General features: G+C 68.4%; 13 protein-coding genes. 8 read left to right on the forward strand and 5 right to left on the reverse strand.

All coding sequences use genetic code 11. The features are described from left to right. Positions 1-174 precede the first annotated feature (174 nt). Complete coding sequence (gene cobS, locus VHS75_RS13100; protein WP_329639062.1) at positions 175-1,176, forward strand: cobaltochelatase subunit CobS; 1,002 nt, start codon at positions 175-177, stop codon at positions 1,174-1,176. On the opposite strand, the gene VHS75_RS13105 is transcribed toward cobS, so the two are convergent. After that, on the reverse strand, positions 1,173-2,771 hold the full coding sequence (locus VHS75_RS13105) for a class I adenylate-forming enzyme family protein (protein ID WP_329639063.1): 1,599 nt from the start codon (positions 2,769-2,771) through the stop codon (positions 1,173-1,175). The genes cobS and VHS75_RS13105 overlap by 4 nt on opposite strands. Before the next feature lie 173 nt (positions 2,772-2,944). On the opposite strand from VHS75_RS13105, the gene VHS75_RS13110 reads away from it, so the two are divergent. After that, positions 2,945-4,123: a DUF3089 domain-containing protein gene (locus tag VHS75_RS13110; RefSeq protein WP_329639064.1), complete on the forward strand. Its 1,179-nt coding sequence runs from the start codon at positions 2,945-2,947 to the stop codon at positions 4,121-4,123. A 152-nt stretch (positions 4,124-4,275) separates the two neighbouring features. Here VHS75_RS13110 and VHS75_RS13115 read toward each other — a convergent pair whose 3' ends face one another. Continuing rightward, on the reverse strand, positions 4,276-4,455 hold the full coding sequence (locus tag VHS75_RS13115) for a DUF1328 domain-containing protein (protein ID WP_329639065.1): 180 nt from the start codon (positions 4,453-4,455) through the stop codon (positions 4,276-4,278). Positions 4,456-4,554: 99 nt separating this feature from the next. Here VHS75_RS13115 and VHS75_RS13120 point away from each other — a divergent pair, with 99 nt between their 5' ends. From VHS75_RS13120 to VHS75_RS13130, 3 genes are read left to right on the forward strand one after another with little or no spacing between them, the layout of a single operon-like run. Continuing rightward, complete coding sequence (locus tag VHS75_RS13120) at positions 4,555-5,229, forward strand: hypothetical protein (RefSeq protein WP_329639066.1); 675 nt, start codon at positions 4,555-4,557, stop codon at positions 5,227-5,229. 57 nt (positions 5,230-5,286) lie between these two features. Next, complete coding sequence (cobT, locus tag VHS75_RS13125) at positions 5,287-7,236, forward strand: cobaltochelatase subunit CobT (protein WP_329639067.1); 1,950 nt, start codon at positions 5,287-5,289, stop codon at positions 7,234-7,236. Positions 7,237-7,274: 38 nt separating this feature from the next. Continuing rightward, the gene (locus VHS75_RS13130; protein ID WP_329639068.1) at positions 7,275-8,021 is read left to right on the forward strand and encodes a dienelactone hydrolase family protein; all 747 of its coding nucleotides are present in this window, start codon (positions 7,275-7,277) and stop codon (positions 8,019-8,021) included. On the opposite strand, the gene VHS75_RS13135 is transcribed toward VHS75_RS13130, so the two are convergent. Then, positions 8,018-8,695, reverse strand: a complete 678-nt coding sequence (locus VHS75_RS13135) for a GNAT family N-acetyltransferase (protein ID WP_329639069.1) — start codon at positions 8,693-8,695, stop codon at positions 8,018-8,020. The two genes, VHS75_RS13130 and VHS75_RS13135, sit on opposite strands and share 4 nt — an antisense overlap. An 85-nt stretch (positions 8,696-8,780) precedes the next feature. Then, on the reverse strand, positions 8,781-9,077 hold the full coding sequence (gene rpmB, locus VHS75_RS13140) for a 50S ribosomal protein L28 (RefSeq protein ID WP_329639070.1): 297 nt from the start codon (positions 9,075-9,077) through the stop codon (positions 8,781-8,783). Between the two features lie 191 nt (positions 9,078-9,268). Between rpmB and VHS75_RS13145 the strand changes: the two genes are divergently transcribed. Next, the gene (locus VHS75_RS13145; protein WP_329639071.1) at positions 9,269-10,327 is read left to right on the forward strand and encodes a glycosyltransferase; all 1,059 of its coding nucleotides are present in this window, start codon (positions 9,269-9,271) and stop codon (positions 10,325-10,327) included. Positions 10,328-10,466: 139 nt separating this feature from the next. Here the strand turns inward: VHS75_RS13145 and VHS75_RS13150 are convergent, their stop codons facing one another. After that, on the reverse strand, positions 10,467-11,225 hold the full coding sequence (locus VHS75_RS13150; protein ID WP_329639072.1) for a hypothetical protein: 759 nt from the start codon (positions 11,223-11,225) through the stop codon (positions 10,467-10,469). A gap of 187 nt (positions 11,226-11,412) precedes the next feature. Between VHS75_RS13150 and cdd the strand changes: the two genes are divergently transcribed. Further along, the gene (gene cdd, locus VHS75_RS13155) at positions 11,413-11,823 is read left to right on the forward strand and encodes a cytidine deaminase (protein ID WP_329639073.1); all 411 of its coding nucleotides are present in this window, start codon (positions 11,413-11,415) and stop codon (positions 11,821-11,823) included. Positions 11,824-11,864: 41 nt separating this feature from the next. Further along, a partial coding sequence (locus VHS75_RS13160; RefSeq protein WP_329639074.1) for a helicase-related protein occupies positions 11,865-13,159 on the forward strand: 1,295 nt, incomplete at its 3' end.

Genomic DNA, 13,159 nt, shown 5'->3' on the forward strand with positions numbered 1-13,159 from the left:
GCCGGTGATCTCCGCGCCAAAGCCGCTGGCCTGCGGTGTGACTTCGATGCAGCGGTATGGGCTCGCGCGTTCCTTCAGCATGGCCTCGCCTCCTCAGCGCCGCTTGCCGGGCGCTTGCAGCGCAACAAACACCTGTTTGCGTCCGTCCCGGCAAGCCTGTAATCCGACCCGGCCATGACCGCTTTCGACACCCAAGACGACAGGCTGCTGACCCTGGTCCCCGACCACGAGGTCAACGCGCGCGAGACATTCGGCGTGGATTTCGACTTCAAGGCCCCGGCCTTCAAGGAACGCGATCCGCATGTCCCGGACTTCGACGCCAACTACAAGTTCGATCCCGAGACCACGCGCGCCCTGCTCGCCGGCTTCGCGCACGACCGCCGGGTGATGGTCCAAGGCTATCACGGCACCGGCAAATCGACTCATATCGAGCAGGTCGCAGCGCGCCTGAACTGGCCGTTGGTGCGGGTAAACCTGGACAGCCACGTCTCCCGCATCGACCTGGTCGGCAAGGACGCCATCGTCCTGAAGGACGGCAAGCAGGTCACCGAATTCCGCGAAGGCATGCTCCCCTGGGCGATCCAGCGGCCGATCGCCCTGGTCTTCGACGAATACGACGCCGGCCGCCCGGACGTGATGTTCGTGATCCAGCGGGTGCTGGAGGCGCAGGGCAAGCTGACCCTGCTGGACCAGAACCGGGTGATCCGCCCGAACCCCTGGTTCCGGCTGTTCTCGACCACCAACACCATCGGCCTGGGCGATACGACTGGGCTCTATCACGGCACTCAGCAGATCAACCAAGGCCAGATGGACCGCTGGTCGATCGTCACCACGCTCAACTATCTGGCCCACGACGTGGAGGCTGAGATCGTGCTGGCCAAGGCGCCGACCTACAACACCGCCGACGGCAAGCGCACGATCGCGGCCATGGTCCGTGTCGCCGACATGACCCGCAACGCCTTCATGAACGGTGACATCTCGACGGTGATGAGCCCGCGGACGGTGATCACCTGGGCCCAGAACGCCGAGATCTTCGGCGGCGACATCGCGCTGGGCTTCCGGATGACCTTCCTGAACAAGTGCGACGAACTGGAGCGCGGCACGGTGGCCGAGTTCTTCCAGCGCGCCTTCGGGCAGGACCTGCCGGAGAGCACGGCGCGGGTTCGGGTGGCTTAAACCGCCTCGAACTCGCCGGCGACAAAACGGTCGCGGAGCACGAATTTCTGGATTTTGCCCGAGCCGGTCAGCGGCCAGTCCTGCACAGCGATCCAGTGCGCCGGCGTCTTCTGCGGCGAGATCCGCTCCCGGCAATGGGCGACCAGGGCGGCGCGGTCGAGGCTGGAGCCCGTGGCTAGGCGCACGAAGCCGACCACGATCTCGCCCCAACGCTCGTCCGGAACCCCCACGACGGCCGCCTCCGCGATGTCGCCGTGTTCCAGCAGCACGTTCTCGATCTCCGCCGGGAACAGGTTTTCGCCCCCGCGGATGATCATCTCCTTTACCCGGCCGGTGACCTTCAGATAGCCGCGCGCGTCGAGGGCGCCGAGGTCGCCGGTGTGCAGCCAGCCTTCGGCGTCGATGGTGGCTGCAGTCGCCTCCGGATTGTCGTTGTAGCCGAGCATGACGCCGTAGCCCCGCGCGCAGATCTCGCCGATGTCGCCGGGCGGCTGCACGGCGTTCGTCCGGGGATGGCGGATGGAGATCTCGGTCTGCGCAAGCGGCTGGCCGACGGTTGCGCAATCGGCAGCGTCGGTGATCGTGAGCAGACACGAGCTCTCGGTCTGGCCGTAGACGATGTAGAAGTCGCAGCCGAACTCCGCCCGGACGCGCCTCGCCAGCTCCGGAGGGACCATGGCGCCGCCCGATCCCATCGTTCGGACACACCGCAAGTCGCGCGGCTGCGCGGCTTGGGCTTCGAGCAGCGCGACCAGCATGGTCGGCACGCCAAGCACGAACTCCACACCCTCGGCTTCGACGATGTCCAGCATCCTCGCTGGCTCGAACAGCCTCGCTACGATCAGGCGGCCGCCGAACTGCACGGCGCCCAAGGTCAGCAAGCCGCAACCCGCCGTGTGAAAGAGCGGCATGACATTAAGGACCGCATCGCCCCTCCGCAGGCTCATCCGTTCCATCGAGAACCGCGCATTGTTGGTGATGCCGCGGTGATGCAGCACTACGCCTTTTGGGAAGCCCGTGGTGCCGGATGTGTACTGGATCTGCACAGGATCGCCCGGCCGGACCTCGGGCAGCGCGCTGCCGGTGGCCTCGCCGGCGTAGAGCGTCAAAGCATCCTCCAGGTCGACGACCTCGCGCACCGCGGGAGCCTGCGCCGCCACCTGGGCGGCGATCTCCGCCATCGGGTTTCCCCGATGCTCTTTTACGATGAACAGTCCGACGGCGCCCGACTGCTCCAGGACGTACGCCAGCTCACGGGGGCGGTAGGCCGGACTAGCCGTGACCAGGGTCAGGCCCGCGAGGCCCGAGGCATATTCCAGGATCACCCATTCTGGGATGTTCGGCGCCCAGACCGCGATGCGCTCGCCGGGCCGGTATCGGGAGAGCAGCGCCCGGGCCAGACGCTCGGCGTCGGCCAAGAGCTCGCCGTAGGTCCAGCGACGCTTGAGCGCCCCGGCGATGTCGGCCTCGACCAAGGCCTCGGCGCCCGGCGTTTTCCCGGCCTGCGCCCGCAGGACGCCGCCCACGGTGGTTTCGCTTACCTCGTCGTCGGCCTGGGCCGGGAAATGCGACTCATGGAGATTGACCGAATACAAGCTACCCCCGGTTGCTCGTGGATCCGAGCTGAGGCTAGCAGATCAAACGGAGATCTAGGAACAGAGGTATTCGGGTTTCCGGCGGACGCTTTGCAGACGCGAAATGGCTGGACCGCGCCGCGCCTGCGCGCGATCCTGTAGGCACGACTGACCAACGAAAAACGGGGGATCTGATGACCAGGAAGATGCTTGGCGCGCTGAGCTTGGGCGCCGTGCTTGCGATGACCGCCATCGTGGCGAGCGCGCAGACTGCGCCGGCGGCGCCGAAGAACGACTACGCCAAGCCCGAGACCTGGCTCTGCCGGCCGGACAAGGCGACGAACAACTATTGTGACGTCGACCTCTCCACGACGGTCGTGAAGGCCGACGGGAGTGAGACCACCGAGGCCTACAAGGCCGATCCCAAGGCGCCGATCGACTGCTTCTACGTCTATCCGACGGTCTCCAACGATCCGGGGATCATCAGCGGCATGACCCCCACGGCGGCGGAGATCAACGTCGTGAAGGCGCAGTTCGCGCGGCTGGGGGCCAAGTGCCGGCTCTATGCGCCGATGTACCGCCAGTTCACGCTCACCGCCCTGCGCGCCGCGCAGTCGGGTCATCCGATGCCGGGCGGGCGGCCGACCACCGGCTATGACGACGTGGTCGACGCCTGGAACTACTACCTGGCGCACGACAACAAGGGCCGCGGCGTGGTCCTGGTGGGCCACAGCCAGGGCTCGGGCGTGCTGACCCAGCTGATCTCCAAGGAGATCGACGGCAAGCCGGTGGAGAAGAAGGTGATCTCGGCGATCCTGATGGGCACCCGCCTGCCGATCGACAAGGGTAAGGACACCGGCCTCTTCAAGGATTTCCCGCTCTGCAAATCGGCCAGCCAGACGCAGTGTGCCATCGCCTACTCCAGCTTCCGCGACACCATTCCGCCGCCGGAGAACAGCCTGTTCGGCAAGGCGCCGAGCGACGGCCAGATCGCCGCCTGCGCCAACCCCGCCGCGCTAGGCGGCGGCAAGGCCGACCTGCACGCCTACCTGTCGAACGGGGCCCAGATCACCAACTCCGGCGCCCAGTCGACCTGGGTGAAGGACAAGCCCAATCCGAAGACGCCCTTCGTCTCGACGCCCGGCCTGCTCACCGGCGAGTGCGTTCAGAAGAACGGCTTCTCCTACCTTGAGGTGCACGTGAACGCCGTGCCCGCCGATCCGCGCACCGACGACATCGCCGGCGACGTGGTCCAGGGCGGCAAGGTCAACGCCGCCTGGGGCCTGCACCTGATCGACGCCAACCTGGTGATGGGCAATCTGGGCGACGTGGTCGGCGCGGAATCGAAGGCTTACCTGGCGAAGAAGAAGTAGGCGCGCTTCCCTCCCCGTTCGGGGGAGGGTGGCGAGCAACGCGAGACGGGTGGGGAAGCGTGGGACCAAAGCACCGAGCCGGCGCTTGAACGCCACTTCCCCACCCTGATCGCTGCGCGATCTGTCCCTTCCCGGAACGGGGAGGGAAGCGGTTAGCGGCCGCTAAGCCGCTTGCCCGCCATGACGCCCAGCGCCAGGAAGATCACGAAGCCGATCACGAACAGGAAGAACAGGATCTTGGCCACGCCGGCCGCCGCACCCGCGACGCCGCCAAAGCCCAGGGCGCCTGCGATCAGCGCGACGACTGCGAAAATCAAAGCCCACCGAAGCATGTCTCTCTCCCAATTGCGCCCGCGTGGCCCGCGGGATCTGACGCGCAAACGCCGGCTTGGCCATGGCGTTCCATCGGCGGCGACGGCTAGGCTGACAGCATGAACGACGCCGAGATTACCGCCCGAGGCCACGCCATCCTGCGCCGGGCGGAGGACGACGCCTTGGCCGGGACCGCGTTGAAGGACATCGACGCCTGGGTGCGGAGCGGCGCGCCGCCGTCGGCCGCGGACCTGCGGGCCCAGGGCTTTTCCGGCGACGGCGTCGCGGAGATGCTGCGCGATGCGCGACAGGCCTTTGTCCGCCATTGGGGGTTCTCCCTGCCCTGCCGGGAGGCCGGAATGGCGCTACGTGGGTTCGGACCGATCCTGGAGGTCGGCGCCGGCACAGGGTTCTGGACCGCCATGATGCGGGCGGCAGGCCACGACATGATCGCCACGGATCTCGGGACCGGCCTGTCGCCGTACGGGTTTTCCGTAAGCCGTCATGCCGAGGTCGAGCAACTCGGCGCGGTGGACGCGGTGCGGAAATATCCTGACCGCGACCTCTTCTGCAGCTGGCCCAGCGAAAACGAGCCCTGGGCCGCGGACGCGGTCGGCGAACTGCGGCCAGGCCGAAACCTCGCTCTGATCCTCGACGACCGCGGCACGATTACCGGCGACGACAATCTGCGTCGGATCCTCGCCGATCGATACCGCGCCCTGGAGATCATCGAGATTCCGCGATTTCCCGGGCTCCACGACCGTCTGCGTCTGTTCGAGCGGCGAGCCGCCTGACCCGGCGGGGCGAATCCTTGTTTCACGCCGGCCCACGCCTGATCTAAGACACCCACGATGGCCAAGAACCCGGAAAGTCCGCTGGAGCCCTTCAAGCGCGCGCTGGTCAACGCGACGCGTTCGCTGGCCGAGTCGCCGGATCTGGAGATCGTCTATTCCGGCGAGGGTCCGCAGCTCAGCGGCAACCGCGCCGTCCTGCCCCATCCGCCGCGCGACCTGACCGAGGTCGACGCCGCGCGGATCCGCGGCTTCGCCGACCAGATGGCGTTGCGCATCGCCCACCACGACCCGGTCGCCCACGCCAAGACCCGGCCCAACACGGCCCAGGGCCAGCCGATCTATGACGGCATCGAACAGGCGCGGCTGGAGGCCATCGGCGCCAACGCCTTGGGCGGCGTGCGCGAGAACCTGAAGGCGGTGCACGAACAGGCCTGGGCCAAGCGCGCCTTCAACCAGATCGAGGCCCTGTCCAATCCGCCCTACGCCGACATCGTCAGCCTGATGGTGCGCGAGCGGCTGACCGGCGAGAAGCCGCCGGCAATGGCCCGGCCGCTGGTCGACCTGTTCCGCGACGAGATCGAGTCCAAGGCCGGCCGCGAACTGGATCGTCTGACCGAGGCGGTGCAGGACCAGAAGGCCTACGCTCGGATCGCGCGGGCCATCATCCGCGACCTGAAGATGGGCGACGACCTCTCCGACGCGCCGGATCAGCCCGACGACGACGACGGCTCCAGCGAAGAGGGCGACCCCGACGCCAGCGAGGACAACGACGAAGGCGACGGCGAGGGCCAGTCCCCGCAGCAGGCCTCGATGGACGAGAACGACGCCACCCATCGCGAAAGCGAGGACGCCGACTCGCAGATGATGCAGGCGGAGGACGACCCCAACGCCGAGGACACCGACGAGCCGCCGGACATGGGCGAAGGCGAGCAGCCCGCGCGCCCCGACCTGAAGGGCGAAGGCAAGGTCGTCACCTACAAGGTCTTCACCACCGCCCACGACGAGATCGTCGCCGCCGAGGAGCTGTGCGACGCCGAGGAGCTGACGCGCCTGCGCGCCTATCTCGACCAGCAGCTGGCCAGCCTGTCGAACGTGGTCTCGCGCCTGGCCAACCGCCTGCAGCGCAAGCTGCTCGCCCAGCAGAACCGCTCCTGGTCGTTCGACCTGGAGGAAGGCATCCTCGACGTGGCGCGCCTGACTCGGGTGATCGTCGACCCGACCGCGCCGCTCAGCTTCAAGGAAGAGCAGGATACCGAGTTCCGCGACACCGTGGTCTCGATCCTGATCGACAACTCCGGGTCGATGCGCGGCCGGCCGATCATGGTGGCCGCGGTCTGCGCCGACATCCTGGCGCGCACCCTGGAGCGCTGCGGGGTCAAGACCGAGATCCTAGGGTTCACCACCCGCGCCTTGAAGGGCGGCTCGTCTCGCGAGGACTGGCTGAAGGCCGGCAAGCCGCCGCAGCCCGGCCGGCTGAACGACCTGCGGCACATCATCTATAAGGCCGCCGACGCGCCGTGGCGCCGCGCGCGGCGCAACCTCGGCCTGATGATGCGCGAGGGCCTTCTGAAGGAGAACATCGACGGCGAGGCCCTGATGTGGGCGCACCAGCGGCTGATCGGCCGGTCCGAGGCCCGCCGCATCCTGATGGTGATCTCCGACGGCGCGCCGGTGGACGACTCGACGCTCAGCGTGAACTCCGGCCACTACCTGGAGCGGCACCTGCGCGAGGTGATCGGCGAGATCGAGACCAAGAGCCCGGTGCAGCTGATCGCCATCGGCATCGGCCACGACGTGACCCGCTACTACCGCCGGGCCGTCACCATCGTCGACGTGGAGCAGCTGGCCGGCGCCATCACCGACCAACTGGCCGAGCTCTTTGAGGAAGAGCCGCGCCGGATGACCCGCCGCAACGCCAACCTGCTGGAGCCGCCGCCCAACACGCAGGGCCCCTCCGGCGCGCCGCGGCGATCCACCTTCAAGGAAGTCCGCAAAGCCGTGGCCTGATCTCAAATGCCCGGCGGATTGAAATTGGGAGTTTGCGCGTGAAGACCGACGTTTCCATTCCGACGCCTGAGGGTGACGCCCGAGCCTTCGTCTTCACGCCAGACAAGGGCTCCGGCCCCTGGCCCGCGACGATCCTCTATATGGACGCCCCGGCGATCCGCCCGGCAATGTTCGAGATGGGCGAGCGGTTGGCTGAGGCCGGCTACTACGTCCTGTTGCCCGACGTCTTCTGGCGCGCCGGGCCCTATCCGCCGCTGGACATCGCCAAGGCCCGCGCCGGCGATCCGGAGATGGGCGCCCTCTTCGCCAAGCTGCGGGCCTCCACCAACGCCAAGCTGCAGATGCAGGACACCAAGGCCTATCTCGACTGGCTGACCAAACAGCCGCAGGCCAAGGCCGATCGGATTGGCGTCACCGGCTACTGCATGGGCGGCGGCATCGCGATCAGGGCCGCGGGGACCTTCCCCGACCGGATCGCCGTGGCGGCCTCCTTCCACGGCGGCAACCTGGCCACCGACGCCGAGGACAGCCCGCACCTGCTGGCGCCGAAGATGGAGGCCAGGATCCTGGTCGCCGGCGCCGACGAGGACCGTAGCTTCGATCCGGCGCAGCGGGACCGCCTGGACGTCGCCCTGAAGGACGCCGGCCTCGACGCCAAGGTGACCATCTGGGAGGGCGCCAAGCACGGCTGGGTGCCCACCGACATGCCGGTCCACGACCCGGTCCACGCCGAGCGTCACTGGAAGGAGCTCGTCGACCTGTTCGACGAGGTGCTGAAACCCTAGACGGGGCGAAGCACGGTGAAGTCCATCTCGGTGCGGACCGTGTAGCCCAGGGCTTCGTAGAGCCGCACCGCGCCGGTGTTGTGGGCGAAGACGTGCAGGAACGGCGTCTCGCCCCGCGCCAGGATGCTGCGTTCGATCACCGCCATCAGCCCGGCGGCGTAGCCCTTGCCCTGGTGGTCGGGGTGGGTGCAGACGCCGCTGACCTCGGTGAAGCCTTCGGGCTTCAGCCGCTCGCCGGCCATGGCGATCAGCCGTCCGTCCTGCTTGACACCCACGAAGTCGCCGAGCTGGTGGGTTCGGGCGAAGAACGGGCCGGGCTTGGTCAAGGTCGCCAGCGCCAGCATCTGCTGAGCGTCGGCGTCGGTCAGCGGCGTGACCTCGAAGGCGGGCTCGCGCGGCGACAGGCGCTCGGCGACCATCTGCAGCACGGCGGGCTGTGGCGTGGCGGCCATCCCCGGCGGCAGGGGTTGCGCGACCACCTCCACCGTGGCGACCGGACCATGGGCGGCGACCAGGGCCGCCAGGGCGGCCAGGGCCTCGTCCGAGCCGTCGGCGGCCGCGGCGAACAGGCCGAAGTCCGGGGCGAGGCGCAGGGCCAGCGCGCCACCGAGGGCAAACGGCGCCTGTCGCGTGGTCAAGGCGCTCCAGGCGGGGCGGTCGACGGGATGGGTCATGGGCGAGCTATGCCTCAGGCAGGGCCCAAAGAAAAAGGGCCGCTGTTTCCAGCGGCCCTTTCCCGAACGACAGTTCTTGGCGCGATCAGGCGGGAGCCTGTTCGGCGAGCTTGGCCTTCAGCTGGCGCTTGATCTTCTGCGCCTTGGGGGACAGCTCGTCGTCGCCAGCCTTCAGCAGGAAGGCGTCGAGCCCACCGCGGAAGTCCAGCGTGCGCAGCGCCGCATTGGTGATGCGCAGACGGTAGCTCTGGCCGAGCGCGTCCGACTGCAGCGTCGCGGGCGAAAGCGCCGGCAGGAAGCGGCGCTTGGTCTTGATGTTCGAGTGGCTCACATTGTGGCCGACCATCGGGCCGACACCGGTGAGTTCGCAACGACGCGACATGGGACGAAAACCTTCGCAGAAACGGGATCGCCGCGAGGCGGGCCCCGCGCGAGAGCGGGCGATATAGAGGAAGGGCGGGCCGCACGTCAAGGTAAGGCGGCCATTCCGCGGCGTCTGCGGCGAAGTTTCCGCTTCCAGCCGGCGCTCCCTATACATCATTCACTGCCCTGACGGCGGCGGAGGAGCGTGCGGTGACCCGGCTGGCCTTGGTGATGATCGCCCGCGACGAGGCCCATGCCATCGCCCGCGCATTGGAAAGCGCGCGGCCGCACGTCGACAAGATGATCGTTCTGGACACCGGCTCGGTCGACGACACCCGCGAGATCGCGCGCGCCGCGGGCGCCGAAGTCCACGACTTCGTCTGGATCGACGACTTCGCCGCCGCCCGCAACGCCGCCCTCGCTCACTCCGACGCCAACTGGAACCTGGTGCTGGACGCCGACGAATGGATCGCTGGCGGCGCCGAGGCGCTCGGCCCCGACGTCCTGGCCGCCGGTGCGGGCGGCGTCCTGGGCGAGGTGCGGATCGAAAGCGCCATGGACCAGCCGGGCGCCGAGGGCGCGGGCCAGTCCTGGATCGCCCGCATCCTGCCGCGCGGCGCAACCTACGAGGGCCGGATCCACGAGCAGCCGGTCCCGGACCTGCCGCGGGTGCGCCTGCCGCTCGCTATCGGCCACGATGGCTATCTGGCCGAGAATCTGGCCCGCAAAGGCGCGCGCAACGAGACGCTGCTCATGCGGGAACTCCAGGCTGCGCCGGAGGACGCCTATCTGTGGTTCCAGCTCGCCAAGGAGCATCAGGCACGGGGTAAAGCGCCTCAGGCGGCGCTGTGCTTCACCGAGGCGCTGCGGCTGGCGCCGGGCGACGCCCCCTGGCGCCACGCCCTGGTGGTGCGCGCCCTGATCGCGCTGAAGGCCAACGACCAGCTGGCCGACGCCCTCGCCCTGGCCGACGCCGAGGTAGCCCATTGGCTGGACTCGCCCGACTTCTACTTCGTGGTCGGCGACCTCTATCTGGAGGCGGCCAGCCAGGAGCCCGACCGCGCGCTCGACGACTTCCTGCCGGTGGCCGAAAGCGCCTGGAAGCGATGCCTGGAGATCGGCGAGCGGCCGGACCTGGACGGGGCCGTGACCGGGCGCGGCGGCTTCATGGCGGCGCATAATCTGGCGGTGTTCTACGAGACCCTGGGCCGGGCTGGGCCGGCCGCTGAGTACCGGGAACTGGCCGCGCGCCTGCGGGGAGAAGCTTAACCGTCTTGTGTGCGAACGCCGTTGCGATACAATATGTTGCGGTGAACAAAGGCTGAATCTAGCAGGATAGCTGATTCGGTCCCGATTCGTTTCGCCCCTGTTCCAGCCCATCCTTAGCCGTGGTTCGCCCGATGGCGGATCAGGCCGTCGCCCGGATCGCCGTGCGGGGCGGATTGGCGATGACGCCGCCCAGCACCAGGAGCGCGACCACCGGCGCCGTGGCCGTGATGAACCAGGGGTCGAACGCCGAGCCTCTGTTGGACAGCCAAAAGCCGAAGAACTGCACCGAATTCCAGACCACCAGGGTCTGGCCAGTGGCCCAATTCTGCTGAACGCCCACCAGACCGATGAAGCACAGCGGGGCCCATGCCCATTTGTAGGTCAGCCCCGGGGTGCGCAGCACCTTGACCAGGGCGGCGATCATCATCAGCGGCGAGGACAGCGCCAGCGCCAGAAAGGCGTACTGCAACGGGGATTTGCCGATCGGCGCGAGGCGGTTGACAGCCAGCTGTCTGGGCGTCGCGACACGCAGGTTGAAGGCGGCCACGCGCCAGTCCTTCGACCCCAGCGGCCGGAAAAGCCGGGTCTGGAACAGGGTCCTGGCGGTCCCGTAGTCGTATTCCAGCGATACGGCTTCGGCGCGGCCCCTGCCGGGAATATCACGCACCGCCTGGCCGACCACTTTCATGCCATGCGGTTCGCCCGGCGGGATGACGCCGCGAAGCCTGGCGAACTGGGCGGTGGCCTGCGGGCCGCTCAGCGCCGGGGCCTGAGCCGCCAGCGACGTGTCCTGTCCCAGCCGAAGCTCATCATAGATCGCCCGTGTCAGGCTCACCGCGTCAGGGTCGGCCTTCACGGTCTGGCAGGCCGCGGCCACCAGAGCCAACAAGATGATCAAAGCTGCTCGACGCATCGCTTCGAATCCCCGCTTCGCCTAGCCGCATAGAACCCTGTTGGAGGCGCCGGGAGAAGTGGCGAGTTGCAAAGGTTGTTCCGATCGCCCCGTCGCGCCCGTGGCGGTTCCCTTCGCAGGTGGAACTGGGTAGACATTTCCGTCCCTCAAGTTCGTTCGGGACAGCTCCCCGATGACAGATGTTTCCGAGATCGCCGCGACGTTGCGCGCCCTGCTGCCGCGGGCGCATGCGCCCTATTCCGGCGTACAGGTGGCCTGCGCGGTGGAAGGCGCCGACGGGACGATCCACCATGGCGTCAATGTCGAGAACGCCGCCTATCCGCAGGGCCTCTGCGCCGAGGCCAGCGCCATCTCCGCAGCGGTGACGCAAGGAACGGCCCGGCTCACCCGCGTCTATGTGGCCTCCTCGCTGCCCGGCCTGGTCTGGCCCTGCGGCGGCTGCCGGCAGAAGATCTTCGAATTCGCCTGTGAAGGCTGCGAGGTGATCGCCCTGGGCCCTGACGGCGAAGCCTGGCGCCAGACGATCGAGCAGCTGCTGCCTTCGGGCTTCCGCCTGGACCCCGCGCAGGTTCGCCGCAGCTAGCACCGCTTGCCCGACTCTCATCGACCCCCCAAATTCAGGTCATGAGCGACCGGCCCACAGGCGCAGCCCCACCGAGACTGGCGGCCGTGTTGGGGCCCACCAACACCGGCAAGACGCACCTGGCGGTCGAACGGATGCTGGGCCACGCCTCGGGCATGATCGGCCTGCCGCTGCGCCTGCTGGCCCGCGAGATCTACGATCGCATCGTCAAACTGCGCGGCCCCCGCGCCGTGGCCCTGATCACCGGCGAGGAGAAGATCGTCCCGCCCAGGCCGCACTATTTCGTCTGCACCGTCGAGGCCATGCCGTTGAGCCGCGAGGTCGAGTTTATGGCGGTGGATGAGATTCAGCTCTGCGCCGACCCGGAACGCGGCCACGTTTTCGCTCACCGCCTGCTGCATGCGCGCGGCACGGCCGAGACCCTGCTCCTGGGCGCCGGGACCATGGCGCCGTTGATCCGGCGCCTCCTGCCGCACGCCGAGATCGTCACCCGCGAGCGGTTCTCCAGCCTGACCTATGCCGGTCCGAAGAAGCTGACCCGCCTGCCGCGCCGCTCCGCCGTCGTCGCCTTCAGCGCCGACCAAGTCTACGCCATCGCCGAGCTGATCCGCCGCCAGCGCGGCGGCGCGGCGGTGGTGATGGGCAACCTGAGCCCCCGCACCCGCAACGCCCAGGTGGCGCTCTACCAGTCCGGCGAGGTCGACTTCCTGGTGGCCACCGACGCCATCGGCATGGGCCTGAACATGGACGTCGACCATGTGGCCTTCTCGGGGCTTCGGAAGTTCGACGGCAAGCGCATGCGCTGGCTCTATCCGCAGGAGGTCGGCCAGATCGCCGGCCGCGCCGGCCGCTACCAGCGCGACGGGACCTTCGGGGTGACTGGCGAGTGCGACGAGATGGACGAAGACCTGGTCGAGGCGGTGGAGCACCACGCCTTCGAGCCGGTGGCCGCCGCCGAATGGCGCAACGCCCGGCTCGACTTCTCCTCCCTCTCCAATCTGATGCGCTCCCTGGCCCAGCCGCCCGGCCGGGACGGGTTGAAGCTGTCCGACGAGAGCCTCGATGAGGTCGTGCTCCGCCACCTGGCCAAGGACGAGGACATCCTGAAGCGGGCCAAGAACCGTGCCCACCTCCTGCGGCTTTGGGAAGCATGCCAGACGCCGGATTTCCGCAAGCTGTCGATCGACGAGCACTTCCGCCTGGTGCGGACGGTGTTTGAGCACCTCACCGAGGGCGACGGCCGGCTGCCTGAGGACTGGATCGCCAGTCAGTTCTCCTGGCTCGACCGCACCGACGGGGAGATCGACACCCTGGCCGCCAGGCTCTCCAGCGTGCG

The sequence above is a fragment of the Phenylobacterium sp. genome (genome assembly GCF_036264965.1).
Classification (GTDB): Bacteria; Pseudomonadota; Alphaproteobacteria; order Caulobacterales; family Caulobacteraceae; genus Phenylobacterium.